The following is a 26263-nucleotide window of genomic DNA, read 5'->3' on the forward strand; positions in this document are numbered from 1 at the left end:
ATATGAAGAATTTTATTAACTTTTCATTAGCTGGGAGCATCATGACAATGATTTTTTTAGGTATCGTCAATTTCACGACATCGCCCCAAACAATGTGGTTTATCTATCCTTGCTTACTGCTGTTACTTTGGCCGATTACGATCATCTGTATGTATAAAAAAATGTATAAACAATATTCAATTATTTGTAGTACGATGATTATCGTGTTTCTTATTATAGAAAACTATATTTACACACCAGATCATCCATGGTTCATTTACGCCATTTACCCTATTGTCTGGTGGCCCATTCTGATGTACTTAGATGAAAAAGGAAAAACGCTAAAAATCGCACTAATAGGCTGTGCTTCTACTATTATTTATTATGCTTTAGTAAACATCATTTTATCACCTCAATACCCTTGGGCAATTTATCCTGCATTTTTAGTTATGTGGTGGCCCTTAGCCTTATACCATGCTCAACGAAAAACATTTGTGGCTTTCTCCGTCACTGCTACATTTTTAATAAGTATCTTTTTTATCATCGTCAATATTGTTTCTTCACCAGGAGTTATATGGGCAATCTACCCTATTTTTGTTACGCTTTGGTGGCCTCTGAGTATGTATTTTTATGTGTATAAAAGAAGAATGTATCAAGCGACATTCGCGAAACGCATGTAAAGGAGAAATCCGATGAAGACATCTATTAATTTTATTAAATATATGGTGATAGTCATTGTACTTTTACTACTATTGATGCTGCTCTTCCCAACATGGACCTCCTCCATAAAAGGCTCAACCAGCATTAGCGCTTTAGAGCAAGTTGAAATTAATGGCACTGGTCATGAAATAATGATCCGAGGTCAGGATAAAGCTAACCCTGTTATTATTTTTGTTCATGGCGGACCTGGCTGCTCTGAAATACCCTACGCAAAAAAATATCAGGATTTACTAGAAACGGAGTTTACGGTGGTCCATTATGATCAGCGTGCTAGTGGGAAATCCTATCATTTTTTCGAGGACTATTCTAATCTTTCTTCTGATTTGCTTGTGGAGGATTTATTAGGACTGACTGATTATATAGCTAAACGACTAGACAAAGAAAAAGTCATCTTAATTGGCCATTCCTATGGTACATATATTGCTACACAAGCAGCCGCTAACGCCCCTGAAAAATATGAAGCTTATATTGGGATAGGACAAATGAGCAATACAATCGAAAGTGAGAACGATAGTTTAAATTTCACAATCAATCAGGCTCAACTGCAAGGCAACAAAGAAGATGTTTTATATTTACAACAGATAGCTGATGCCATTAAAAATGGTACAATGTTTACGCCTAGAAATTACGTAAACAAATATGGTGGTGCTACCAGATTAATAGATAATCCTGATGGAAATATGCTAGGAATGCTGTTCAGTAAAGAGTATAATTTGTTAGATATTATCCGCTATAACTATGGCTTATCCTTGTCTCAAGAGGCTTTATTAAAAGAGGTCATGCAGCACCCCCTTCCAACAAAAGTCCAAAAGCTTGATTTACCCTTCTATTTTTTAATGGGCAACTATGATTATCAAACATCCTCACACGCAGCAAAAAATTACTTCGACCAAATCAGGGCAGAGAAAAAAGAATTTATAGCTTACGAGCAATCTGCACACTATCCACAATTCGAAGAAAAGAAAAGATTCTTTGAATGGATGCACGCAACTTTTAAACAATAAAAGCTTATTTCTTTAGAGATATTGTATTCTTGGAAAGATATATTCACTTGCTATATAATTCAATTATTAAATATTTTAACGGACGTGATTATATGGCTGACAGTCTACATAATGTTGAAATCATTATGAAAGAAATGCTAGAAATACAGCAAAAATCGAAAATGTTTGTAGACCTTTTATCTGAAGGAGAAGCGCTATCACAAAACCAGCTAATCCTACTTCTACAACTTAAAATCAATAGCGGTATGAAAGCGACAGAAATTGCAGATTTCTTTAGTGTGACACCTGGAGCTGTAACCTCTATGTGCGATAAACTGGAAAAACTAGCGCTCATTCAACGAATTAGAGAAAATAATGATCGTCGCGTGGTCAAAATGGTTTTAACAAGTACTGGTGATGAAAAGGTCCAAGAAATCTTTTTAAAATTTTCCCAAGATAAACTCATGGACATGGCCACGATCTTAAGCGAAGTAAACAAGCTAATGAATAAAATCTTTTAGGATTTCAATAAACTTGAAATCCTTTTTTTATTGGTTGGTTCTTGACAAATGGAAGTTGCATATAATTTAATTAATATATATTTTATTTATTAAAATATATATTAATTAAATTATAATGAGGTGACTTTTATGTTTCAAAATCTCCGCACCCTTACACTAACAAACGGTCGTATTAAAAATTTGGATGCTGATTACGAGCAATTAAATATTCGAGGTGCTGTAGCAATTCAACAAGAGGTACGTCTAAAAAAAGTGTCTACTCATGGCCATAGCTCCTTTTATTTTCCTGTTATCGTCCAATCATTTACTAGTACAGGATCTTGTACTTTAAAGGATTATTGCGAAATGGAAGCGCTCATGAATGCCGGAAACATAAAATTATGTAGTGGTCATATTCAAAAGATTAGTAGCTCTGGAAAGCTGTCGGCTGAAGGGAAATTACAGTGCGGGAAGCTCGATGCTATTGGAATTGTAAAGGCTGCAGAAATAACGGCTGAGCATTTTCACTTAAAATTGTCAGGGGAGAGTGAAATTAACCTGTTAACGGCTAAAAATATTTCGGTAGAAAAGGATAGGGTAACACTACTTTCATTTTTGAAGAAAAAATTAAGTTGCCATACTATTAGCGGCAAACACTTGAAACTAGCTTATACAAAGGCAAAAATTGTGGAAGGTGAAGTTGTTATTGTAGGGGAACATTGCCATATTGAAACTCTATACTATTCAGATGACTACTCTGTTGCTTCTAACGCAAAGGTGCAACACATTATACGGAGGGAAAAAGAGTGATATTTCTAAAATGGCTACAAGCTTTTTTTTGTTCATTAGCACTGGTTGTATTATCGGTATTATACGCTGGCCTATTGTTAAGTGGCATTCTTTCCATACTAGCTGGCTTTTTAAGAACATTTGGATTTCATCAAATTAAGATGAGCATCTGGTATGGCGTAGAATTACCTGTTATAATCAGCATTCCTCTATCCTTGCTAGTAGCTATACTGCTGTTCTTTTGTGCAAAATATGTAAAACTTCCTATAACTTTTTGCTTCTCAAAGATTAAAAGTTAATACGAAAGAGCGTTAAAGGAACAGAACTTCAACGCTCTTCTACTAGCTTATTTTGCATGTCTTTACTACCTATCTGGAAGAGCGAACGCATGAAGTAAATTTTGCTATATTATGAGAGTTCTCCTTCAAGAAATTGAATCAGGTACATTTCTGGTCTAGCAAGGAATTCTGTAAAGCTACTTAAATCTGCATATACCTCATGCTCCAAATCGTAACACCCTACCTTTCCCTTTGGGTTCCATACCAATTGCAAATCAGAGTACTGATCGATAGTGGCTGAAAGACGTAGCATTTTTTGACGGCCAATCTTCATCTCAATTGTATCCGTTAGTTTGAAAAAATCGATGTACTGAATATCATAATTATTGACTGCAAGCTTAAGATGTAATTGATTGCCTGTCAGAAAATGAAGTAGCTCCTTCGGTAATTTATCTTTTTTTAATGCATCTTTTTTATTTTCTACCTGATGAAACTCAGCAGGCTCTAGCTCTTTCAAATATTGAGCTAATTCTAAATTTTTTACACTTACTGCAATGGTGTACGCTCTTTCTCCATCTTTCTCCTTCAATGATATATCTGCCCCCCGCTCGACCAAATACTTCACCATTGCTAGATGACCCATACGTGTTGCAACCGTTAATGGTGTCGGCTCATACGGATAAACCATATCGGGCTTTTGATCATTAATATCGACTCCCTGATCAAGTAAATAGGTAACCATATTTTTGTCATAATTTGATACTGCCTGACGTAATACTGCCCCACCATGCTGCTTTATATCAAGCCCGAGTTCATGAATAAGTGGGATATTTTTCTTATTGCCATAATAGGCTTGCGAGTAGGCACCAGAACCCACACGATTATGTCCATTCAATTTTGCCCCATGTGCAACAATATAGCGAATTATATTTTCTTTACAATATCGAACAGCTCTTAAGAAAGAAGGATTTTGATCAACATTCAAATTAACATGATAGTCGATTAATAGCTTTACAACATCCAACTTTTCAGCAATCAGTGCTAGATCTAAAGGACTTAACGATATGTGTTTACTTAAAATAATCTCTTCTTCAATATCCCAGCCATTGACTTTTGCAGCCTGTAATGCAGCTATATTACTAGAATAGATATGCATCGCAATTTCCGGCATTGCCGGAAATGTTCCGATATCTTTTAATTTAATCATCCCACTTAGCTCCCTTCCTACGTTTATAAAAAAGTATAGAAAATAACACCCTATTAAACAACGGGGCATAATGCTTACAGTTTAATGCCATTCAATGAGCGTGGAAAAAGATTTATATTAAAAAGGGAAACTATTTATCAAAAATTTCCCAGGAAAAGATGACCACAAAAAAGCTCCTAATCGCTAAGGATTAAGAGCTCTTTAAACATCTATATAATTGATCTTTACTTCAAACGAAGTGCTTCATCTGTTGTTGCATTAATTTCTTTTAGAAGCTCTGGGTTTTCTGCTAATGATAATCCGTAAGAAGGAATCATTTCTTTAATCTTTGCTTCCCACTCTTTCATATGTTGAGGGAAACATTTATTAATAACTTCTAGCATTACATGTACAGCTGTAGAAGCACCTGGTGAAGCTCCTAGTAAAGCAGCAATTGATCCATCGGCTGCACTTACAACCTCTGTACCAAATTGAAGCGTTCCTTTACCGCCTGCTTCTGTATCTTTAATAACTTGTACACGTTGACCAGCTACGATAATATCCCAATCATCACTCTTCGCATTTGGAATGAATTCACGTAATTCTTCCATACGTTGCTCTTTTGAAAGCATAAGCTGTTGGATTAGATATTTTGTTAATCCCATTTCTTTAACGCCTGCCGCTAATAAAGTTGTGATATTATGCGGTTTTACAGAGGCAAATAAATCCATATTTGAACCTGTTTTTAAGAATTTCGGTGAGAAACCTGCAAAAGGTCCAAATAGTAACGACTTCTTATTATCAATATAACGTGTATCAAGATGCGGAACTGACATTGGTGGGGCACCCACTTTTGCTTTTCCGTACACTTTTGCATGGTGCTGTTCAGCCACTTCTGGGTTATTACATGCTAAGAATAATCCACTAATCGGGAATCCACCAATATGTTTCCCTTCAGGAATACCTGATTTTTGTAGTAATTCTAGGCTACCTCCACCAGCTCCAAGGAAGACAAATTTTGCTGAATGATATTCCATTTTACAGCCGTCTAAATCATGCACTCGTACTTCCCATGAACCATCACTAGCTTGTTTTAAACTTTCAACACTATGATTGTAGTTAACATCCACGTCTTTTGCTTTTAAGTGGTCAATTAACATGCGTGTTAAAGCACCAAAGTTAACATCTGTACCAGTGTCAATTTTTGTTGCAGCAATGTCTTCACCAGCTGGACGATTTTCCATAATAAGTGGAATCCATTTTTTTAGTGTTTCAGGGTCATTTGAAAATTCCATTCCTTCAAATAAAGGATTTTGAATCATTGTCTCATGACGTTTTTTTAGAAACTCAACATTTTCTTTCCCTTGCACTAAGCTCATATGTGGTAAAGGCATAATGAAGTCTTGTGGATTATTGATCAGCTTATTGTTTACAAGATACGACCAAAATTGTCTTGAAACCTGGAACTGTTCATTAACATTAATCGCTTTTTTGATATCGATTGATCCGTCTTTTTTCTCTGAAGTGTAGTTCAGCTCACATAGTGCAGCATGTCCAGTTCCCGCATTGTTCAATTCGTGAGAACTTTCTTCGCCTGCTTTCTCAAGCTTCTCAAACACTGTAATTTTCCAATCTGGTGCTAATTCTTTGAGGATTGTTCCCAAAGTTGCACTCATGATTCCGGCACCAATTAAGATAACATCTGATTTTATTTGTCTGTTACTCATTTTTACCTTCCTTATATGTTAAGATTTGCAGAAAGGATGTAAGCACTCCTGCTTTAGAAGTACTGTAAGCCATGGAGCAACCCTCGGAGCACACCATTTCTGTATCAATTATTACCTTATTGCAGTTTATCACAATTAGTTCAAGAATAAAATATCAACTATTTATATGAGAGTTATCAGCTTTTTTCGAGCCTTTATCATCATAATTCAAGCAAAAAACTCACTTTTTATTAGACACAAAACTAGGATATTTTAAGTTTTATGGAATAACGGGCCTAAAAATGGTTGACATTTTCATAAAAAATATATTCTATTTTATTATTATATTTATATAGTAACATAAAAACTGACACGCGTCTCATATCAGAATGAGGCAGATTAACCTTCTATTGGGCTTTTTACATGCCAGCCATCTATACAAAAACCACCCATTTGTTGTAACACATAACTAACCAATGCCTCCAATGATTTCAACATCTGTTCAGCATTGTTCTCTTTCAGGGCATGCAGAAACATTTGTTTAAAGCGCTCATCAGGAAAGGCTGACTTCATATACTTTTGCAGATAGATAGTATCTACAAGATAGGAATGAATTTGATGAATAGGAATTGTATCGATTTGTAAAAACTGACTATACTCCATAAACAAAAAAGCTAATGCATTATGATAAACAAAGATAAAGTCTCCTTTCTCTTGCTCGTAACAATCTTTTACATTATCCAAAGCATCCCATAATCCATATTTTTGTATTTCTTGAACTGTTTTATCAATTGCTTCATAATTTTTCTCTAGCCATGCATCTGCCTCTAATTTCAATTCATTTATTATTCCAGTATAATCAAATAAAATTTGCCCTGTTTGAAATTGTACCATCGACATTGTCCTATGTTTTTTAAAATCATCTTGGAAATAGCGCCGAATTTGACCTGGTGGATTAGCAAAGTATTCGATCAGAAAGCCATCAATTATTTGATTACCCCTTTCTCGCCATGTCACATCATTCGATAAAATAATATGCACATCTATATCAGACCGTTCGGAAGGATTTCCTGTAACATAACTCCCACAAACTAACGCACCTACAACTTCATCTCTGCTCTGCCAATCGTTTAAAAAAAGTTCTAGTGCTTTTCTCCAATTTTTCAAGAACATCCACTTCCCATCTTTATTATGCATTTGTTTGTCGTATTCCATTAACAAAAACAGATAACCTAGGATTTTTAATAATTGCTTAGACCTCCTTCAAATAGTGGGTAGAATAAAGAAGGAAAACGAAAAATCCTTCGAGAGTGAACTTCTGGAAGGATTTTGATATGGTCTTTAGCTATTAAAATAAATCAGATAAAAAACTTTGCATAGATGGTGGCAATAGTTGATAGAATAATCCCTCATATTTGATATCGAATATACCCGCAATGATAATGACAACCACTACTACTAATAAAAAGGCCTTCTTATTTTTAGAAATCCACTTCAATAGATTCCACTCCTCTAACTTTATAGTAAACATGTTAAGTATAGATGAGGATCATGCAAAATAGTAATACCTATTTATGAGTCTGTCACCTCAACCTACAATGCTACATAAATTAAATAAAGGAACAAGAATGATTTTAGAAGGGAATGGCTATGGTAAATTTTAAATCGTTTCGTGGTATCATCACACAAATTAGTGATTTTCCAGTGGGGCAAAATGGGGACAGAGATGGTTGTTATAAAATGATGAGTGTCGAAGATGGTGTAGGCGGAGTCGTCAACTTTGTCATTTCTCCTTCTACTTATTTTGTGAATCAAGAAGTTGTTACAGCAGGTGAATGGATCACTGGATATTATGATGGGGATGCACCTGTACCTATGATTTATCCACCGCAATATCGTGCATTAATTGTAGTAAAAGAAAGTAACCTTCAACATGTAAAGGTAGATTTTTTTAATCAACAATTGGTGAGCAGCGATGGGCAATTACAATTAAACCTTACTCCTTCAAGCGTTATATCACTTAAAAATGGGCAACCGTTTACAAAAAGTCCTGCTAATCGAAACCTAATTGTTATTTATGGTCCTACTACTAGAAGTATACCTGCCCAAACTACTCCATACGAGATTGTCGTTTGGTGTTAAGAAAAAGTTTGACGGCCTAAGTCCATTCACTTGGACTTAAGCCGTTTTTGGTTGTTACTGACCCGACATATTTTCTTTCATTTCATGTAGCTGCTGCTTGATCTGCTCTAGATAATCTTTATTTTGCTGCACTGTATCCAAATGTTCACCATATTGCTCTGCATTAAGACGCGCATTTTCTGCATGTTTGATTTGGTCAAATGCATGCTCGATAGCCATTTCCTCAGGATGTGATTTTGCATGCTTTAACATACGATCTGCCTTTTGCACCGAGTTACTAAATAATGTACTTGGATGATCCTGTTTCCAACTTGTGTCTGAGTGTTTTGCCAATCTATTCTCTTCCCTTCCTAAAAAAGTTTTCATTGCTCAACTGTAGTATTATGAAATGTTTAGAAAATATGTATGGAAAGTATATTAAAAAACACAATATTTCCCAGGCTATAAGTGAAGAACTAAGGAACCTACCCTAGTTCTTCTCATTGTGTTGAATAGTTGTCAAATATAAACTAGTGCCATGCAGTACGCTCACTGACTGGTTGTTTGATACCTGTTTTCCCTTTAGTTTCAGCAAAATTATTAACCTGAGCTGAAGATGTATCAAGTTCAAATTCCGAACCAAACTCTTCCTGGAGCATTTGTCGAGGTTGGTTTGTTATGCTTGCACTTCTCGTTTCTTTTACTTTTGCATTTTTACGATTTGTATTCATATTTGACATAACCATCCTCCACTAATTATTTGAAAAGCTTTAAAACATATATGTGTTTTAAGAACTTCTCACTGTAAAGTTTGTCCATGTTAAAAGAAAGCATGTGCCATAAATACAAAGTATTATTGTAGAAGCTCTTTCCTCGATGTCTCATTGTTATTCCTTTTATGTTGCTTGCAATCTTATTTTCTTTCTGATTATAATACTTGTATACAAGTATACTTATGATAAAAAAGGTGATAGTATGAGCGAATCTAAGGATTATTTATATCCTCAAAAATGGCTTTCTAAGGCATCAACTGGCGATCGTGTAGCTTATGAGCTTAGAATGCGTATTATTTCAGGATTAATTGAAAGCGGTACCATTCTTTCAGAAAACAAATTAGCAGCCGATTTTGAAGTAAGTCGTTCACCCATTCGTGAAGCCTTAAGGACATTGGCATCTGAAAACATCATCAGACTTGAGAAAATGGGCGCTGTTGTCATTGGTTTGTCGGAGAAGGAAATAGAAGAAATATATGATGTTCGTTTGCTGATTGAGACATTTGTGTTTGAACGTCTTATCAAGATGGATACAACTAACCTAACACTGGAACTTAGCAAAACATTAGAAATGATGAAGGTTGCCATCAAATATAATGATGCAGATGAATTTTCTTATCAAGATGTTATGTTCCATGAAGCTATTATTCGCTCCATTGGACATTCCTATATCGCGATGATCTGGAATAATTTGAAACCAGTAATGGAAGGGTTAATACTATTATCCATGCGCATGCGCTTTATTGAAAAATACGATGATTTCACTCGTATTGTGAAAAATCATGAGCTATATATAGATGCTATCCGAGCTAAAGATCGAAAGCTCATGATTAAGTCTTTACATGACAATTTTGACGATGTTCAAGGGACTGTGGAAGACCTATGGAGGTCACAGCAAATGCTATCAAAAGGGGTTGAGTCACACGATGACTAACTATATGTTAGGTGTGGATATAGGGACTACTAGCACAAAAGCTGTATTATTCAGCGAGCACGGTGAAGTAATTCAACAAGAAAATATCGGGTATCCACTATATACACCTGATATTTCTACAGCGGAGCAAAATCCAGAAGAGATTTATCAGGCTGTACTACAAGCAATGTCAAATATTATGAAGGTCCATTCGGGCAAACCATTATTATTTGTATCCTTTAGTAGTGCCATGCATAGTGTAATCGCTATAGACGAAAATGACCAACCGTTAACTCCTGTCATTACTTGGGCGGATAATCGTAGTGAGGCGTGGGCACATAAAATTAAGAATGAATGGAATGGACATGAAATTTATAAAAGAACGGGGACCCCTATCCATCCAATGTCCCCACTAAGTAAAATTACATGGCTTGTAAAGGAACACCCTGAACTAGCTAGTAAAACAAAAAAATATATTGGCATTAAAGAATATATTTTTAAAAAGTTCTTCAACGAATATGTCGTAGATTATTCATTAGCCTCCTCTATGGGAATGATGAATCTTCACACTTTAGATTGGGATGAAGAAGCTTTATCAGTAGCTGGAATTACAAGTGCACAATTATCAACGCTCGTACCAACAACTAAATATTTCACTAACTGTAATCCAATTTTAGCTGAGCACATTGGCATTGAGCCACAAACACCTTTTGTAATTGGTGCAAGTGATGGTGTACTTTCAAATTTAGGAGTTAACGCCATTAGAGAAGGCGAAATTGCCGTTACAATTGGGACAAGTGGTGCCATTCGTACGATTATTAGTAAACCCAAAACGGATGTCAAAGGAAGAATTTTTTGTTATGCCTTAACAGAAAACCATTGGGTTATTGGGGGCCCCGTAAACAACGGTGGCATGGTTCTTCGTTGGATTCGTGATGAGTTTGCCTCTTCTGAGATTGAAACGGCTAAAAGATTAGGCATTGATCCGTACGACGTGTTAACGAAAATTGCTGAACGTGTAAGACCCGGTGCTGATGGACTACTGTTCCATCCCTACTTATCAGGTGAGCGCGCTCCTCTATGGAATCCAGATGTACGTGGTTCATTTTTTGGTTTAACCATGTCACATAAAAAGGAGCATATGATACGTGCTGCTCTTGAAGGGGTTATCTACAATTTATATACCGTGTACTTAGCATTACTTGAATGTATGGAAAGCCCCGTTACACGCATTCAAGCAACAGGTGGTTTTTCACGATCAGAGATTTGGCGACAAATGATGGCTGATATTTTTGAATCAGAGGTAGTAGTACCTGAAAGCTATGAAAGTTCCTGCCTTGGTGCATGTATTTTAGGCTTATATGCAATTGGCAAAATTGATTCCTTTGAAGTGGTAGCTGATATGATTGGTGACACTTATAAACATACACCTTTAGAAGAGGCAGCAAAAGAATATAGACAGCTACTTCCTATTTTCATACGTTTATCAAGGGTATTAGCAGACGATTATGCGTCTATTTCTCAATACCAAAGGAGCTTAATAAAGCCTGACTAAAAAGGAGGAAAATATATGCCTTTAGTTATTGTAGGAATTGGTATTATTGCACTGTTAATTTTAATAATGGTCTTTAAATTAAATACGTTTATCTCTTTAATCATTGTTTCATTTGGTGTCGCCTTAGTTCTTGGAATACCTGTAGATAGTATTGTGAAAACGATTGAAACCGGATTAGGCGGTACACTAGGTCACTTGGCATTAATATTTGGACTTGGCGCAATGCTAGGTAAGTTAATAGCTGATTCAGGGGGCGCACAGCGCATTGCTATGACCCTTGTGAACAAATTTGGAGAAAAAAATATTCAGTGGGCGGTTGTTGCGGCATCCTTTATTATCGGAGTTGCTCTTTTCTTTGAGGTAGGGCTAGTCCTATTAATACCTATTGTTTTCGCGATTTCGAGACAATTGAAGGTTTCTATCTTGTATCTAGGTATTCCGATGACAGCTGCTTTATCGGTCACACATGGATTTTTGCCCCCACATCCAGGTCCTACGGTGATTGCAGGTGAATATGGGGCAAACATCGGGGAAGTATTACTTTATGGTTTTATTATCGCCGTTCCAACTGTTATTTTAGCTGGGCCATTATTTACAAAGGTAGCTAAAAAATTAGTGCCTGAATCATTCAATAAAACTGGGAATATTGCCTCTTTAGGAGAGCAAAAGACTTTTGAGCTGGAGGATACTCCTAGCTTTGGTATAAGTGTCTTCACTGCATTGTTACCCGTTATTTTAATGTCCATCGCTACTATAATTACGCTGCTACAAAAAACAATAGGCTTCGAAGATAACAGCTTATTAGCAGGAATCCGCTTCATTGGAGAGGCTGGTACTGCCATGTTAATTTCCTTATTAGTAGCTGTTTATACGATGGGTATAGCAAGAAAAATTCCAATTAAGCAAGTAATGGAATCATGTACAACAGCAATCTCGCATATTGGCATGATGCTGCTGATTATTGGCGGTGGTGGTGCCTTCAAACAAGTATTAATCGATGGTGGCGTTGGTGATTATGTAGCTGAACTATTCCATGGAACTACCTTATCACCCATACTATTAGCATGGATTATTGCTGCTATTTTACGCATTTCATTGGGGTCAGCTACGGTTGCCGCTTTAACAACAGCTGGGCTAGTAATCCCTATGTTAGGCCAACATGATGTGAACCTTGCATTGGTGGTTCTTGCGACAGGTGCGGGAAGCTTAATTGCTTCCCATGTTAATGATGCTGGATTTTGGATGTTTAAGGAATACTTCGGGTTAAGTATGAAAGAAACGTTTGCCACATGGACGTTGCTAGAAACAATTGTATCTGTAGCTGGTCTAGGATTTATTTTATTACTAAGTTTATTTGTTTAAAAAATGGAAAAGAAGGAGCGAGCATAAATGTTAAATACAATAGGCGTTATTGGTTTAGGTGTTATGGGCAGTAATATCGCCTTAAACATGGCTAATAAGGGCGAGCAAGTAGCAGTTTATAACTATACACGTGATCTAACAGACAAACTTTTACAAAAGGTCGAAGGACAAGCGCTTACTCCTTACTATGAAATAGAAGATTTTGTGCTTTCTTTAGAAAAACCAAGAAAGATCTTTTTAATGGTGACTGCTGGTAAAGCCATTGATTCAGTCATTGCTTCCTTAGTGCCTTTCCTTGAAACAGGCGATATCATTATGGACGGTGGTAACTCTCACTATCAAGATACAGAGCGTAGACATGATGAACTGATGGCTCGAGGTATTGGCTATTTAGGCATTGGCATTTCAGGTGGTGAGGTTGGAGCATTGACAGGTCCTTCTATCATGCCTGGTGGCAATCGAGAGGTCTACGAAAAGGTGGCTCCTATTCTTACGAAGATTGCAGCGCAATTTAAAGGCAATTCATGCTGTACGTATATGGGGCCTAAAGGTGCAGGTCATTTTGTCAAAATGGTCCACAATGGAATCGAGTACGCTGATATGCAGCTTATTGCAGAGGCCTATACTTTTTTAAGAAAAAATGTAGGATTATCTGTTGAGGAAATTGCTGAAATCTTTGAAACATGGAATCAAGGGGAATTAAAAAGCTATTTAATTGAAATTACAGCTGAAATTTTACGAAAAAAAGATGATGTCACAGGCTTACCTCTAATCGATATGATTCTTGATAAAGCTGGTCAAAAAGGAACTGGCAAATGGACGAGTATGCAATCCATCGATAATGGTATTCCAACATCGATAATTACAGAGGCTTTATTCGCTCGCTATATTTCATCATTAAAAGAAGAACGAGTTCATGCAGAAGCAGTATTAGCAGGTCCAAGCAGTACACAGCCAAATCTAGATAAAGATGTGTGGGTAGAATATGTCAGACAAGCCCTCTATATGGGGAAAATCTGTGCCTATGCACAAGGGTTTACACAATATAAAATGACCTCCGAGCTCTATAATTGGAACTTACCATTAAAGGATATTGCGCTCATTTTCCGTAGTGGGTGCATTATACGTGCAGAGTTTTTAAATGTGATAAGCGATGCTTATCACAAACAACCTACACTCGCCAACCTATTAATAGCTCCTTACTTTGCAGAAAAAACAAAGGACTATCAAAGTGGATTGAGAAAAATTGTATGTGAGGGTATACAGGCAGGGAATGCATTCCCATGCTTAAGTGCCTCGCTCACATATTATGATAGTTATCGGACTCGTTCATCTAATGCTAACCTGTTACAGGCACAGCGCGATTATTTTGGTGCTCATACATATGAGCGAACTGATTTAGCAGGTGTGTTCCACACAGATTGGTAAATAAAAAGCTAAAATATACATCATCGTATCATGATTGTATATTTTAGCTTTTTCATTATCTCTATACACATGTACTCGATTACGTTCTGCTTGTTTTGCTGAGTACTGTGCTTTATTTGCTTTGTTTAAGAGTTGATATAATGTCTCTTCCCCATTTGTACCTTCAGCAACCCCAAAGCTAATCGTAGTCTTAAGCGGTTGTAGCTCCATACTTTGATGATTCATATCCACTAGCACCACTGTAAATGGGGATGACGTCCCTTTCGCCTCACCATACGCTTGATTACATTGTTGAAAAAACACACAGCGAACCTGTTTTTCTAACATTTTTTAGTAAGAACCAGCACAAACTCCTACCTCTTCACCACGCTCTCCCATGTAACGGGAATCGCTGCCCTGTTACCTCAAGTTTTTACCTTCGCAAAGCGCATACCGAACATAAATCTTGTTAATGGTGGGATTATCTTATTACAGGCTGGATCAAATTGTATTAATCTATAGCTTTCATCTAATACGATAACGCCATCATTGATACTATGAAATATAGCATCCTTAGCAACCGGCATTCCTCTAAATAAGCATGAGGAATAAATAGACCAAAAGGGGGAAGTCCAGAAAATAAACAAATGCTGTTATAATGGGAATCAACTGCCCACACATTAACGCAATTAATGGTGGTCGATAGGACCTAGCTGTTTCCTTCCAATGGGTCAGTACTAATAAAAGTACTAACCAACATGCTGGAAAAAGTAAATATGCCATGAATGATATCCATTTCCGGGTGAATATAAGGAGATCCTAAAACAGGGTCAATTTCAAAAAACTCGATAATGAAGATGATGGATATCATTTGTAGCAACGATTACTAAACTAATAGAAGGTATAACAAAAATTCCCATGAGCTCTTTTGTGGATGTATTTATCACAGCTACCACCCAAAAATTTAAGAAGTCAGGAGGGCAATATGACTAATAAGGACAGCCTAGATATCATCTTTTCAGATCCAATCGAAAGCCCTTCCCACCCCTTTTATCATAAGCAAATTGTGTTTACAGGTGCTCTTTCCAAGATGACTCGTTCAGAAGCAGCTAAACACGTAAAGGCTTGTGGTGGATTTTTACAAGGCACCGTTACACAGCAAACCGATTTTATTATCCTTGGAGACAAACGTCGTGGCATCAGTACTAAACAACGTAAAGCCGAGCAACTCATTAACCTTGGTCAGGATATTCAAATACTTATAGAAAGCGATTTTTTATGGATTATTTCAATGCCAAAGGTAGTTGAAAAATAAAAAAGAGTATGTGCGAGTTAATCGACATACTCTTTAATCCTAATTGATTTAGCCTTGTTAACTTTTATGAAAGGAATTACTTATTTACTTTAGGTGCTGGGTAATTAAAGCCCTTCGTATCTACTTCTACTTTTTTCATTTGCTGATCTTCTAATGGTTTATCTGTAGCATCTCGCTCAGCAGCAACAATGGCATCCACAGTTTCCATTCCTTCAATTACTTTCCCAAAAGCAGCATATTTACCATCTAGATCTGTTGTCTCTTTTACCATAATAAAAAATTGTGATCCTGCAGAGTTTGGATCTTGCGAGCGAGCCATTGAAATAACACCACGTTCGTGTTTCAGGCTATTGTCCCAACCGTTTGAGGAAAACTCGCCATCAATTGAATAGTCAGGTCCACCTGTACCATTACCTGAAGGGTCTCCACCTTGAATCATAAAATCAGGAATAACGCGATGGAATATAAGACCATCATAAAATCCTTCTTCCACTAATGAAATAAAGTTAGCTACAGTATTTGGTGCTACTGTAGGCTCTAATTCAATAACAATTTTTTCATCATTGCTCATCGTAATAGTGACAATCGGATTTTCTTTCACCTTTGATGCGTAATCCACCGTTTCTGTTTTCTTACTGTCCTTTGCTGTACCACAGCCCGTCAATACAAACATAATTGCTAGTAATGATAACACTACATAAATACCTTTATTACGTGTATACATCTTTTCAACTCCTCTTATTTACCATCTATTCATTATAAAACTATCCCATGGTTAACCACAATCAATCACACATCATGTCAGGACGATCTCTTGTTACAAACTCACACCCGTTAATTAAAATACGTTTTGAATAATATAGCATTCTAATAATCAGAATATTAAATCAACAAAGAGATGAATGCTCATTTGTATAGAGGAATTTTTAATGGTCTGTAGAATAAAATTAGGAAGCACTCTAATGTTGTATTAATTCCCATGTTTGGAAAAATACTCTGAGGAGGATTCATTCTGATAGATGAAAGCAAATAGTAATAATAATATGTTACTATTCTTCATTAAGTTATGACGACCGTTTTAGAAACTGGCCCTTTATTTTCCCCTGACAATTCACAATTTACATGTACAAGCTGTTTGCATTTTTTTGGATGGAACATTTACTTTTCATTCCTAGTAAAAACCTAATAGATCATTATCGTCACTGTAGAATGTGTTTAATTTTAATCAAAGGATTCTAGTCCTACATAAAAAGAGTAATGGCTAAAATCGCAACATACTCTTAAGGAATTTTAACTAATTTATACATTTTTTACCTACCTGTTTATTACTACTGTAAAATACAATAATAAGACATTCGATACGAATAAAGCAAAAATTTAACATTTTTTCTACAGGACAATGACAAAAAATTGGGGGTTCATTTACATGTCTATAGAACAAACGAGATATTCTCGACTGGCCAATATAACGAAAATGATAAACATGAAGTTGGATTTACGTGAAGTATTGGAGCAGGTAACAATCGCAATATCTGAAGAAATCGTCAACTGTGATTCAGTGGGAATTTATTTGCCACAAGAAGATGGAACATTCAGAGGATATGTAGGAAAACCAGAGGTGATTAACGGCTGGACATTAAATATGCATGTCATTGAAACCGAAATAGATTTGCTGGCAAAGGAAGTGATTGAAACAAAGAAAACAATCTATATTCCTGATACTTCAAGAGATAATCGCCCTGACCCTAGAGCCGTTGAAGGATTTCATATTAAATCTTTATTAGCACTTCCTATTTCCTTTGAACAAGAGTTATTTGGCCTTGTTTTTTTATTTGATTATGGAATTCCAATGAATTTAACTGAGGAAGAAATTCAAACGGTTGAAGCCTATGTAAATATGGCTGCGGTTGCCATTCAAAACGCAAACAACTTAACTTATAAAGAGCATCTTATAAATGAAAAGCAGTTACTGCTCGATGTTACACGTGATTTATCCATGTGCTCTTCACTACAGGAGAGCCTTGATAAATGCTTTTTCTACTTAGAAAAGGTTTTAGATAATAAAAATATAGGTGTTCACTTATTAGATCCTTTAGCAGAAAAAAGTATTAAACCGGCTAAGTTGAGTAAGGATAGCGATTGGACCGAAGAGAATTGGCTTAAAACACATAACAAAATACAAATTGATGAGAGCAATGATTCTGTCATGCAGGAGGTTTTTGAAACGAAAAAAGCCATTCTTATTCCAAATGTATTTGAAGATGACAGGCCAAATCATGAAGTTTGTCGTAATTTCGGCATAAATGGTTTAGTGATGTTTCCTTTGATTTCAATGGGTGAAATTTTAGGACAAATTTCCATTGTTAATCTTGAAAATAAACCATTTTTCTATTCAGAGACTCAATTACAATTAGCTCAGTCCATTGTTGATACTACTGCGTCTGCATTATCTAATCAGTTATATATGGAAAAACAAGAGATTATAATCGAGGAGAGAACATCGGAAGTAAGAGACAAAAATAAAGAGCTTGAACGTGTTGTCGCTGAGTTACAGCAACTTAGCCGTGAAAAAGAGTTAATTCTCAACTCGGCAGGTGAGGGCATTTTCGGATTAGATCTTGACCGAAACATTACGTTTTGCAATCCAGCCGGTGCGCTCATGCTGGGGTATGAAACAGATAGAGATTTGATTGGAAAATCAGTTGAAATTATTATGAGTGGTTGTGAGGCAGAGGTCAACATTCCTGTTTCACCCTTTTTAAATACAAATTTTAACAGCTACGAAGTGTTTTTTAGAAAAGATCATACCTACTTCCCCGTCGAATACGTCACTTCTTTTATAAAAGAAGGCGATAAGGTCGTAGGCGAAGTGATTACATTTAAAGATATAACGCAAAGAAAGCAATTAGAAGAAAAAATTAAATACCATGCCTATTTCGATAGTTTAACGGATTTGCCCAATAGGGTTCTTTTATTAGACAGACTAACGCAGGGACTGAAGTATGCAAAAGTAAATGGGGAAAAATTAGCTGTGCTCTACTTGGATTTAGATCGTTTCAAGTTAGTAAATGATTCGTTAGGTCATAGTTATGGGGATTTATTGCTTCAAAGTGTTGCCAAACGTTTAAGTGCCTGCGTCCCAGAAGATGCAACTGTATCAAGGCAAGGTGGGGATGAGTTTACAATCTATTTACCTAATATTAAGTGTGAGAATGACATTTTAAAAGTTATAAATTGTATCAATGCTTCTTTCTCTCAACCATTTAATTTGATTGACAATGAAATATATATTAAAACAAGTATTGGTATAAGTTTATTTCCTGAAAACGGCGATACTACAGACACGTTAATCAAAAATGCAGACACAGCTATGTACAAATCAAAAGAAACGCCAGGTACTAGCTACCATTTCTTTAGTGAAGGAATGGATACAAGGACTTTTGAGAGTATCAAACTTGAGAATGATTTATATAAGGCTTTAGAGCGTGATGAATTGATGATCTTCTATCAGCCTCAAATAAATTATAAAACAAATAAAATTAAGGGTGTAGAAGCTTTATTAAGGTGGAATCATCGAGAACATGGCATGATTACCCCCGATAAGTTTATTCCACTTGCTGAAGAAACAGGATTAATCGTCCCGATAGGTGAATGGGTTCTTAAGGAAGCATGCAAGCAATTAAAAGAATGGCATAATCAAGGATTTCCTTTAATCAGTATGTCTGTGAATTTATCTGTCCATCAGTTCGAACAGAATAATTTATTTTCTATTATTGAAAATGTTTTACATGAAGCCGATCTGTCTCCTGAATATTTACAGCTAGAGCTCACAGAAAATCTAATTGTAAAAAATACAGAGGTAACCTTAAAAACGATGAAACAATTGAAGGGACTTGGGGTTAATTTAGCTATTGATGATTTCGGTACAGGTTATTCATCTTTAGGATATTTAAAAAATTTACCAATTTCCACATTAAAAATTGATAAATCCTTTGTACAAGAAATGTTAACGGATGATGCAGCAGCTATTACAAATACAATCATTACCCTAGCTCAAAATTTGAAACTGGAGGTTATTGCTGAAGGAGTCGAAACAAAAGAACAAGCGGACTATTTATTGGTACAAAATTGTCATTTAATGCAAGGATATTTTTTCAGTAAGCCTATGAAAGCTGGAGAAATTATGAAAAAATATTTCTGTTAGCCTATTACATTATTATGCAAAGGGGAAATGATGATGAAAGCAGCTCGCACAGTCTTAGAGTATTTAAAAAATAGTGGTGTGCAGTATATTTTTGGTATTCCAGCAGGCTCAGTCAATGCATTTTTTGATGAACTCAATGATATGAGTGAATTAACACCTATTGTCACAAAACATGAAGGAGCAGCATCCTATATGGCTGCAGCTTATGCAAAATACTCCAATCATTTGAGTGTTTGTATTGGTTGTAGTGGCCCTGGAGGAACAAATCTAGTAACAGGTGCCGCAAATGCTATGCGGGAGCATTTACCGGTTTTATTTTTAACCGGTGCTGTTCCTGTTAACACGATCGGTTTAAATGCCTCTCAAGAGTTAGATGCTGAACCAATCTTTCGTCCAGTTACTAAATATAGCGTAACGGTTAAAGAATCGAAGGATTTACTCAAAGAAATAGTAAAAGCCACAGAAATTGCCCTATCTGGCGTGCCAGGTCCTGTACATATTGCTATACCAATAGATATTCAACATGAAACAATTTCACATGTAGAAATACCAGCTCCACCAAAAAGAACAGCCATTGTTCCTGAAATAGATACCATTAAAAATGTAGCTGAAGAGCTATTAGCAAGAAGAAGTGGCTATATTTTGGTAGGGCAAGGCGTAAAAAACTCTGTTGAACAATTACTAGAGTTAGCCGAAATTCTAAATTGGCCAATTATAACAACACCACAGGCAAAAGGGTATATTCCAGAGGATCATCCTCTCCTAGTTGGTGTTTTCGGCTTTGCGGGTCACGAGGCTGCCTCAGAATTAATAGCTGATGGCGATGGGCAAGTATTATTAATTGTCGGTTCAAGTTTAGGTGAAACAGCCACGAATAACTACAACTTAAATCTTACTAAAAATCGTTTTTCGATACAGATGGACTTTGATCAATCCGTGTTCAACCGAAAATATGAGATTGACTTACCTGTGCTAGGTGATATCAATGTGAGTTTACTATTGCTTATTGAAGAACTACGAGCTAACGGTCTAGCAAAAACTCCATTTAAGGTTAAAGAAAATAAAGAGATTTATAAAGAAGTCACAGGGGAATATAACACGAAAAATGTATTGTTAACTATTCAAAAATATTTACCTTCCTCCACAAGGTACGCTATTGATATTGGTGAATTTATGTCCTATGTCATTCATCATATGAAAGTAGTAGATTATGATACGTTTAATATTAATGTCCATTTTGGAGCAATGGGAAGTGGGATTGGATCTGCCATTGGTTCAAAGTTAGCCGAACCTGAACGTCCTGTTGCATGTATTACAGGAGATGGTTGCTTTTTCATGCATGGGATGGAGATTTTAACAGCAAAAGAATATAATCTACCCATATTATTTATTGTCATGAATAATGCTCGTTTAGGGATGGTATACCATGGACATGCTTTACAGTTTAAGCGCACTCACCCATCCTTTGAGCAGCATCCCATTAATATTAGTGCTATGGCTTCAGCGATGGATATACCAAGCTTCCAAGTAACTGAGCTACAAGACCTTCATCATGATATGCTTCATCACCTAATGAATTTAAATGGTCCAGCTGTATTGGAAGTAGTTTTAACTGACAATAATACACCTCCCATGGGCGATCGAGTTAAATTTTTATCCTCTTTTGGAAAATAAACGTTATCACTAATGAAGAAAAGTCATATAGTTGGATGAATACATCCTCTATATGACCTTTTTGATTTATAAATGCGAGAATGACTGTTGAATGACTCCGAGTATTGCTCCCATTGTTTTTCCTTTAAAAGCATCTGAAACTGCTTCACCCGTGGGATTGGAGAAATAGTAGCTATCCATTGTATCATCGAAATAATATCCGATACTTGCTAGTTCATGTGTTAAGTTAGTTGGTAACTCCTTAAGTCCAGTTTGTTCAAAAAAATAATTTGTAGAATAGACTTTCACATCTATATCTCCAGCTCCCGTATGTACGACAAATAAATCTTTTTCATGCTGAACAATCCATTGACCCTTTGAATATAAAGATATTCTTGCTCCTTCTAATGAGGATATGGCATCTAAATTAACACCAAACATTTCATTTAGAATACTCCGAACCCTTGCCCCTGTTATATCTCCCGCATATTGTTGTAGAAAGGAGTCTATTACCTCTCTTCCTGAGAATGCAGAGGTTCCTACCATCTCTTTATTTACAATAGGAGTTTCATCTAAATTAATCTTATAAATTAAATCTACAACATGCCAAATATCGGTACTACTAGCCTTTCCTTTATAAGTATCTAAATACTGATCCATCATTTCTGACTTCTTCATCTTCCGGTCCTCCCATAAAAACTATTCTATTGCTTCTCACATGTGTACCACTACGAGCTTTCATGAAATAAACTATAAAATATTTTAAATTGCACGCACATGTCTTTAATAAATCACAATTCCTTTATCTAGAGCGGATTGATTTTGTACCGGGTTTCCTAAAATATAAAGCTTTTTCAAATTGGGTAGATTCACTAAAGGCTCTATGTTTGAAATAGCGTTGTTTTCTAAATGAAGAACCTCAATTTGTTGCCAACTCTCCATAAAATTCAACGATTGTAATGAACTATCCTGTAAAGTAAATGAACGTAGAGCTGAAAAACCAGCAAAGAAAGGCATCACCTTATCATCCTCATGCACCCAATTACCATTACCTACTCGCATCGATACATCATTTAAAGTTAAATGCAACAGCACGCTGTTCGTTAATGGATGTTCACTATTAAATTGAAAATTACATTTTGAACAATTTAATGTTTTTACATGTTTTAGATTGAATAGTTCACTCGTTTCTTCATCAAAAAATGTCTCGTCTAAATGTAGTGTTTGCAAATTGGGTAAGCCATTTAAAGAGCTAATCTCTGTAAAAACCCCATACTCTTTCGCCGTCAGTTGTTCTAGCATTGGGTATTTAAGTAATTCTGTACCATTTAATGTCGAATCCTTTCCACTTATATAGACAGTCAAATCTTTTAAACTAGGTGCCTCTAGCTTTGGTATAAAAGAACCTGTAATTTCAGCCTTCTTTAAATGGGGGGCTACAATCGGTGATGTATCGCCATAATAATCAGTTACCGTTAACTCCGTTAGTGATGTTAGACTGTTCACAATATCAAGTAATTCCAATTGACCCGGAGAAGATAAACGTAGCTTTGTTAAAGATGATTTATTTCTTAATTTTTCTAAATTGGCGATGTTCATATATTCAAGATCAAGTGATTGTAGATTAGGCATGTTTTGTATAAAATCAAGTGTTTTTAAATTTCTTACCGATGTAAGCTTCAATTTCTGTAATTGATTCAGTGAATAAAAAGAGCTAAAATCTGTCGCCTCACTAATATCGATTGTTAATGATTCTAAATTCGTTAAAGTAGACAGCCAATTTAAATCATTGGTGAATTTTAATGACAGAGATTTTAGCGGCAATTTATTTAGAAGCGGGAAATCTGTGACCTCCTCCGTCATATACGATATTTCTAGGGATTGAAGATTAGGAAACTCTAACAATAAGGCAAGTTCATTATTATTTCGAATTTGGATAGAGAGTTCTGAAACCATTGATTTATCGCTAAAGTATTCCGCAATTTTACTAAAAGATTCATTAAAGCTTCCTGTATAGCTTTTCAAGTTTTTCAAATGTCGAAAGCTTACTTTTTCACTTTGTAATATTTCATAATCATTCATCAGCTTCAATACAGTCAATCCAGTAAATGCTTCGAAATCCTTTTGTTCAATTTTTTGCGTATTTAATAACTTATCCTGCATAGTATAGGTCACAATTTCTGCTCCCTTATTTGTAAACGGATCGTCCAGACTGTAATCAAAATGCCATTGTTCCTCCGAAAAATAGGCAGCCAAATAACGAATACTTGCGATTTCCTCTTTACTTGGCATTACTGCCCCCTTTTCAAAAACATCCTTTAAAAAGTGTAGTAGAACCTCACTTTCAGGTATTGTTCGTACAGATGTTACTCCATAATTTCCTTCTTCTTTTTGATTATTGGTTAAAAGTAAATAAGCAAAAAATATACATAGAAAGACAATCGGTATAAGAAGAAGTGCTTTTAAATTCGTTTTTGGTCGTATCGTAGTATGAGGAGCAGTTGTCCCATAATAGTTATTAATCGTTTGATCTACATAGTAGACTTTATTTTCTTTTAACATTATTTCAGTATCACAATACGGACATTTGAATGATTGCCCCTCTTTAAATTCAATTTTCCCATTACAATTAGGACAATGTAATGTCACAAATTCCACTGACAATCCTCCTCCCTGCTCTATTTCCAATTAAGCTTAGTGGTCTGAAAAATAAATGTCAATATTTCTTATAAATACTAATTACATCCCCCTTTAGATTAACAATAAAAATGCTGTGAAGACCTACATTTAATCCTCACTAATTTAAAGAAGAGCATCTCTGAAGTTTCTCGTATTAGGCTAGGCCATTTAATTGTGAAGAAATAAAGGAAATATGTTATCTTTTTGCAAGGTAGTATTTTGGAAAGAGAGGATATTCATCAATGAACGAAAATAATTTCTGGCTTGATTTACCACGGCCATTTTTCATTTTAGCACCTATGGAGGATGTGACAGATGTTGTATTTCGTCATGTCATTAGTGAGGCAGGTCGTCCCGACGTATTTTTCACGGAATTCACCAATACGACAAGCTATTGTCATCCAGACGGTATGGATAGCGTTCGTAACCGCTTAGCTTTCACAGAAGATGAACAGCCGATGGTTGCCCATATTTGGGGAGACACCCCTGAACATTTCCGTCAAATGAGTATCGGCATGAAAGAGCTGGGCTTTAAAGGTATCGATATTAATATGGGTTGCCCCGTCGATAATGTGGCTGAGCGAGGTAAAGGAGCCGGCTTAATACTTCATCCTGCATTAGCATCAGAGATTATCCAAGCCGCTAAAGCTGGTGGTTTACCTGTTAGCGTAAAAACAAGACTTGGTTTTACAGATGTAGCAGAGTGGCGTGAGTGGCTCACTCATATTTTAAAACAAAACATCGCTAATCTTTCTATTCATCTACGTACCCGAGAAGAAATGAGCAAGGTCCCCGCACATTGGGAATTGATTGCGGATATTAAAAAACTACGGGATGACATTGCTCCTGAAACTTTGCTAACGATCAACGGAGATATTCCTGACCGAGTAACAGGTTTAAAATTAGCTGAGCAATATGGTATCGATGGGATAATGATTGGGAGAGGCGTGTTTTCAAATCCATATGCCTTTGAACAAGATCCAAAAGAGCATAGTGCTGAAGAATACCTGAACTTGCTATACCTTCACCTTGATCTTCATGATCAATATTCCAAGGAATTTGAAACTCGTTCATTTAAAGCATTACAACGTTTCTTTAAAATATATGTGCGTGGCTTCAAGGGAGCTAATCAATTACGCATTCAATTAATCAATGCCCATTCAACTGATGAAGTACGTGAACTACTTGCAGCCTTCACTAGAAAAGAATTAACAAAGTAACCCTCATAATAAAGGAGACTGGCTATTGCAAGCCAATCTCCTTTTTGGTTGCTTTTTCATACACTTCATTACATTTTAGAAGACTTCAATTGCTCTGCTAAATTTTCTTTTTGGATCATCTCCTTATTGTCACTATGAATCCTTTTCATCCCCTCAAAAAATGAATACTCACTCCTTAAATATTGTTCTAACTCTCCATTATCGTGCGGAAGCTTTGTTAAGTAATACTTTGAGCTATCGATCCTTTTTTGAATTTCTTGTAGATTTTGTGTTGTTAATCCGTGACCAGGTATATGGGTTGTGATGGCATGAGTGAGTAAAATCTTTTCAGCCTTATTAATTGTATTTACATAATCCTTATAGTTGCTGAAGATGAATGGAAATTCAACATCCGACAAGTAATCGCCGGAAACAAAAAACCCATATGGCTCTATCACTGTAAATAAACCATCCTCCGTATGACCAGGGGCTTGATAAAAGGTCATCGTAATTGAATCCAACTCTAATGTATAACCATCCTCAGAAATGACAATATCAACTGAAGGGTATACTGGGGAATAACCCCTATGTAAATAATACTTTTGATCAAATTGATGAATTTTTTGAATGCTTTCTGCTTTATTCAAATTGTCAGCAAATCGTTTAGAGGCAATTACCTTGGCCTCTGGAAACGCTCCTGAACCAATTATATGGTCAAAGTCGCTATGTGTATAAATAATATATAGTTGCTTGTTACCTTGAATATTGTTTATATAATCTTGAATTTCTTGAATTTCGTTAGGCAACCAATTAGGATCTGTCATAATGATTGCTTCATTCGTTTGAATGATTGCTGAAGTAGTCATATATAACGCACTTTGAAAAACTGTCATAATATTGTTTTGGAATTGAATCATCTTGAACCTTCCTTTTCCCTTTTA

General features: G+C 35.8%; 25 protein-coding genes. 13 read left to right on the plus strand and 12 right to left on the minus strand.

Translation table 11 applies throughout. The annotated features are described in order from the left end of the window. Nucleotides 1-2 precede the first annotated feature (2 nt). From ACP3VS_RS13035 to ACP3VS_RS13050, 4 genes are all read left to right on the plus strand, one after another. Nucleotides 3-659: a hypothetical protein gene (locus tag ACP3VS_RS13035; protein WP_031416772.1), complete on the plus strand. Its 657-nt coding sequence runs from the start codon at nucleotides 3-5 to the stop codon at nucleotides 657-659. 12 nt (nucleotides 660-671) lie between these two features. Then, on the plus strand, nucleotides 672-1703 hold the full coding sequence (locus ACP3VS_RS13040) for an alpha/beta hydrolase (RefSeq protein WP_036165128.1): 1032 nt from the start codon (nucleotides 672-674) through the stop codon (nucleotides 1701-1703). A 92-nt stretch (nucleotides 1704-1795) separates the two neighbouring features. Continuing rightward, the gene (locus ACP3VS_RS13045) at nucleotides 1796-2203 is read left to right on the plus strand and encodes a MarR family transcriptional regulator (RefSeq protein WP_012296152.1); all 408 of its coding nucleotides are present in this window, start codon (nucleotides 1796-1798) and stop codon (nucleotides 2201-2203) included. 129 nt (nucleotides 2204-2332) lie between these two features. Beyond that, entirely contained in the window at nucleotides 2333-2992 is a 660-nt protein-coding gene (locus ACP3VS_RS13050; protein WP_031416775.1) for a hypothetical protein, read from the plus strand. Nucleotides 2993-3379: 387 nt separating this feature from the next. Here ACP3VS_RS13050 and ACP3VS_RS13055 read toward each other — a convergent pair whose 3' ends face one another. From ACP3VS_RS13055 to ACP3VS_RS13070, 4 genes are all read right to left on the minus strand, one after another. After that, nucleotides 3380-4456 carry an ankyrin repeat domain-containing protein gene (locus ACP3VS_RS13055; protein WP_426388875.1) on the minus strand — a complete coding sequence of 359 codons (1077 nt, stop codon included), beginning with the start codon at nucleotides 4454-4456 and terminating at the stop codon, nucleotides 3380-3382. A 224-nt stretch (nucleotides 4457-4680) separates the two neighbouring features. Then, nucleotides 4681-6162, minus strand: coding sequence for a malate:quinone oxidoreductase (locus tag ACP3VS_RS13060; RefSeq protein WP_426388877.1), 1482 nt, complete (start codon nucleotides 6160-6162; stop codon nucleotides 4681-4683). 378 nt (nucleotides 6163-6540) lie between these two features. Beyond that, the gene (locus ACP3VS_RS13065) at nucleotides 6541-7314 is read right to left on the minus strand and encodes a nucleotidyltransferase domain-containing protein (RefSeq protein WP_426388878.1); all 774 of its coding nucleotides are present in this window, start codon (nucleotides 7312-7314) and stop codon (nucleotides 6541-6543) included. Between the two features lie 175 nt (nucleotides 7315-7489). Further along, the gene (locus ACP3VS_RS13070) at nucleotides 7490-7639 is read right to left on the minus strand and encodes a hypothetical protein (protein ID WP_227256946.1); all 150 of its coding nucleotides are present in this window, start codon (nucleotides 7637-7639) and stop codon (nucleotides 7490-7492) included. Nucleotides 7640-7791: 152 nt separating this feature from the next. Between ACP3VS_RS13070 and ACP3VS_RS13075 the strand changes: the two genes are divergently transcribed. Further along, entirely contained in the window at nucleotides 7792-8283 is a 492-nt protein-coding gene (locus ACP3VS_RS13075; protein WP_031416779.1) for a hypothetical protein, read from the plus strand. 54 nt (nucleotides 8284-8337) lie between these two features. On the opposite strand, the gene ACP3VS_RS13080 is transcribed toward ACP3VS_RS13075, so the two are convergent. Next, nucleotides 8338-8616, minus strand: coding sequence for a hypothetical protein (locus tag ACP3VS_RS13080; RefSeq protein WP_031416780.1), 279 nt, complete (start codon nucleotides 8614-8616; stop codon nucleotides 8338-8340). 176 nt (nucleotides 8617-8792) lie between these two features. Continuing rightward, on the minus strand, nucleotides 8793-9002 hold the full coding sequence (locus ACP3VS_RS13085) for a hypothetical protein (RefSeq protein ID WP_036162467.1): 210 nt from the start codon (nucleotides 9000-9002) through the stop codon (nucleotides 8793-8795). Between the two features lie 235 nt (nucleotides 9003-9237). Between ACP3VS_RS13085 and ACP3VS_RS13090 the strand changes: the two genes are divergently transcribed. From ACP3VS_RS13090 to gnd, 4 genes are read left to right on the plus strand one after another with little or no spacing between them, the layout of a single operon-like run. Beyond that, the gene (locus ACP3VS_RS13090; RefSeq protein WP_012296161.1) at nucleotides 9238-9969 is read left to right on the plus strand and encodes a GntR family transcriptional regulator; all 732 of its coding nucleotides are present in this window, start codon (nucleotides 9238-9240) and stop codon (nucleotides 9967-9969) included. Further along, a complete protein-coding gene (gene gntK / locus ACP3VS_RS13095) occupies nucleotides 9962-11503 on the plus strand; it encodes a gluconokinase (protein ID WP_031416781.1) in 1542 nt (513 codons plus the stop codon). Before ACP3VS_RS13090 ends, gntK begins: the two co-directional genes overlap by 8 nt. A gap of 15 nt (nucleotides 11504-11518) precedes the next feature. Beyond that, entirely contained in the window at nucleotides 11519-12865 is a 1347-nt protein-coding gene (locus tag ACP3VS_RS13100; protein WP_036217787.1) for a GntP family permease, read from the plus strand. Nucleotides 12866-12892: 27 nt separating this feature from the next. Then, nucleotides 12893-14293: a decarboxylating NADP(+)-dependent phosphogluconate dehydrogenase gene (gene gnd, locus ACP3VS_RS13105; RefSeq protein WP_012296164.1), complete on the plus strand. Its 1401-nt coding sequence runs from the start codon at nucleotides 12893-12895 to the stop codon at nucleotides 14291-14293. On the opposite strand, the gene ACP3VS_RS13110 is transcribed toward gnd, so the two are convergent. Continuing rightward, nucleotides 14264-14596, minus strand: coding sequence for a hypothetical protein (locus ACP3VS_RS13110; protein WP_230584506.1), 333 nt, complete (start codon nucleotides 14594-14596; stop codon nucleotides 14264-14266). The genes gnd and ACP3VS_RS13110 overlap by 30 nt on opposite strands. Before the next feature lie 101 nt (nucleotides 14597-14697). Then, nucleotides 14698-14859: a hypothetical protein gene (locus ACP3VS_RS13115; protein WP_012296166.1), complete on the minus strand. Its 162-nt coding sequence runs from the start codon at nucleotides 14857-14859 to the stop codon at nucleotides 14698-14700. Nucleotides 14860-15257: 398 nt separating this feature from the next. On the opposite strand from ACP3VS_RS13115, the gene ACP3VS_RS13120 reads away from it, so the two are divergent. Beyond that, complete coding sequence (locus tag ACP3VS_RS13120; protein WP_375827867.1) at nucleotides 15258-15587, plus strand: BRCT domain-containing protein; 330 nt, start codon at nucleotides 15258-15260, stop codon at nucleotides 15585-15587. A 76-nt stretch (nucleotides 15588-15663) separates the two neighbouring features. On the opposite strand, the gene ACP3VS_RS13125 is transcribed toward ACP3VS_RS13120, so the two are convergent. Continuing rightward, nucleotides 15664-16311, minus strand: coding sequence for a peptidylprolyl isomerase (locus ACP3VS_RS13125; RefSeq protein ID WP_012296168.1), 648 nt, complete (start codon nucleotides 16309-16311; stop codon nucleotides 15664-15666). A gap of 702 nt (nucleotides 16312-17013) precedes the next feature. Here ACP3VS_RS13125 and ACP3VS_RS13130 point away from each other — a divergent pair. After that, on the plus strand, nucleotides 17014-19791 hold the full coding sequence (locus tag ACP3VS_RS13130; protein WP_031416784.1) for a bifunctional diguanylate cyclase/phosphodiesterase: 2778 nt from the start codon (nucleotides 17014-17016) through the stop codon (nucleotides 19789-19791). 33 nt (nucleotides 19792-19824) lie between these two features. Continuing rightward, nucleotides 19825-21465, plus strand: coding sequence for a thiamine pyrophosphate-binding protein (locus ACP3VS_RS13135; RefSeq protein ID WP_180276580.1), 1641 nt, complete (start codon nucleotides 19825-19827; stop codon nucleotides 21463-21465). 66 nt (nucleotides 21466-21531) lie between these two features. Here the strand turns inward: ACP3VS_RS13135 and ACP3VS_RS13140 are convergent, their stop codons facing one another. Both ACP3VS_RS13140 and ACP3VS_RS13145 read right to left on the minus strand, forming a co-directional pair. After that, nucleotides 21532-22122 (minus strand): hypothetical protein, encoded by a 591-nt coding sequence (locus ACP3VS_RS13140; RefSeq protein ID WP_012296171.1) that lies wholly within the window; start codon nucleotides 22120-22122, stop codon nucleotides 21532-21534. A 105-nt stretch (nucleotides 22123-22227) separates the two neighbouring features. Beyond that, entirely contained in the window at nucleotides 22228-24102 is a 1875-nt protein-coding gene (locus tag ACP3VS_RS13145; protein WP_426388883.1) for a leucine-rich repeat domain-containing protein, read from the minus strand. A gap of 263 nt (nucleotides 24103-24365) precedes the next feature. On the opposite strand from ACP3VS_RS13145, the gene ACP3VS_RS13150 reads away from it, so the two are divergent. After that, nucleotides 24366-25343, plus strand: coding sequence for a tRNA dihydrouridine synthase (locus tag ACP3VS_RS13150; RefSeq protein ID WP_197223654.1), 978 nt, complete (start codon nucleotides 24366-24368; stop codon nucleotides 25341-25343). Between the two features lie 68 nt (nucleotides 25344-25411). On the opposite strand, the gene ACP3VS_RS13155 is transcribed toward ACP3VS_RS13150, so the two are convergent. After that, nucleotides 25412-26239 (minus strand): MBL fold metallo-hydrolase, encoded by an 828-nt coding sequence (locus ACP3VS_RS13155; RefSeq protein WP_426388885.1) that lies wholly within the window; start codon nucleotides 26237-26239, stop codon nucleotides 25412-25414. Nucleotides 26240-26263 lie beyond the last annotated feature (24 nt).

It is taken from the genome of Lysinibacillus sp. VIII_CA, assembly GCF_049943995.1.
Taxonomy (GTDB): domain Bacteria; phylum Bacillota; class Bacilli; order Bacillales_A; family Planococcaceae; genus Lysinibacillus; species Lysinibacillus pinottii.

Coding starts and splice junctions, on each gene's coding strand:
- ACP3VS_RS13035 (WP_031416772.1), top strand. CDS start 3: ATGAAGAATTTTATTAACTTTTCATTAGCTGGGAGCATCATGACAATG.
- ACP3VS_RS13040 (WP_036165128.1), top strand. CDS start 672: ATGAAGACATCTATTAATTTTATTAAATATATGGTGATAGTCATTGTA.
- ACP3VS_RS13045 (WP_012296152.1), top strand. CDS start 1,796: ATGGCTGACAGTCTACATAATGTTGAAATCATTATGAAAGAAATGCTA.
- ACP3VS_RS13050 (WP_031416775.1), top strand. CDS start 2,333: ATGTTTCAAAATCTCCGCACCCTTACACTAACAAACGGTCGTATTAAA.
- ACP3VS_RS13055 (WP_426388875.1), bottom strand. CDS start 4,456: ATGATTAAATTAAAAGATATCGGAACATTTCCGGCAATGCCGGAAATT.
- ACP3VS_RS13060 (WP_426388877.1), bottom strand. CDS start 6,162: ATGAGTAACAGACAAATAAAATCAGATGTTATCTTAATTGGTGCCGGA.
- ACP3VS_RS13065 (WP_426388878.1), bottom strand. CDS start 7,314: ATGTTCTTGAAAAATTGGAGAAAAGCACTAGAACTTTTTTTAAACGAT.
- ACP3VS_RS13075 (WP_031416779.1), top strand. CDS start 7,792: ATGGTAAATTTTAAATCGTTTCGTGGTATCATCACACAAATTAGTGAT.
- ACP3VS_RS13085 (WP_036162467.1), bottom strand. CDS start 9,002: ATGTCAAATATGAATACAAATCGTAAAAATGCAAAAGTAAAAGAAACG.
- ACP3VS_RS13090 (WP_012296161.1), top strand. CDS start 9,238: ATGAGCGAATCTAAGGATTATTTATATCCTCAAAAATGGCTTTCTAAG.
- gntK (WP_031416781.1), top strand. CDS start 9,962: ATGACTAACTATATGTTAGGTGTGGATATAGGGACTACTAGCACAAAA.
- ACP3VS_RS13100 (WP_036217787.1), top strand. CDS start 11,519: ATGCCTTTAGTTATTGTAGGAATTGGTATTATTGCACTGTTAATTTTA.
- gnd (WP_012296164.1), top strand. CDS start 12,893: ATGTTAAATACAATAGGCGTTATTGGTTTAGGTGTTATGGGCAGTAAT.
- ACP3VS_RS13115 (WP_012296166.1), bottom strand. CDS start 14,859: ATGCCGGTTGCTAAGGATGCTATATTTCATAGTATCAATGATGGCGTT.
- ACP3VS_RS13120 (WP_375827867.1), top strand. CDS start 15,258: ATGACTAATAAGGACAGCCTAGATATCATCTTTTCAGATCCAATCGAA.
- ACP3VS_RS13125 (WP_012296168.1), bottom strand. CDS start 16,311: ATGTATACACGTAATAAAGGTATTTATGTAGTGTTATCATTACTAGCA.
- ACP3VS_RS13130 (WP_031416784.1), top strand. CDS start 17,014: ATGTCTATAGAACAAACGAGATATTCTCGACTGGCCAATATAACGAAA.
- ACP3VS_RS13135 (WP_180276580.1), top strand. CDS start 19,825: ATGAAAGCAGCTCGCACAGTCTTAGAGTATTTAAAAAATAGTGGTGTG.
- ACP3VS_RS13140 (WP_012296171.1), bottom strand. CDS start 22,122: ATGAAGAAGTCAGAAATGATGGATCAGTATTTAGATACTTATAAAGGA.
- ACP3VS_RS13150 (WP_197223654.1), top strand. CDS start 24,366: ATGAACGAAAATAATTTCTGGCTTGATTTACCACGGCCATTTTTCATT.
- ACP3VS_RS13155 (WP_426388885.1), bottom strand. CDS start 26,239: ATGATTCAATTCCAAAACAATATTATGACAGTTTTTCAAAGTGCGTTA.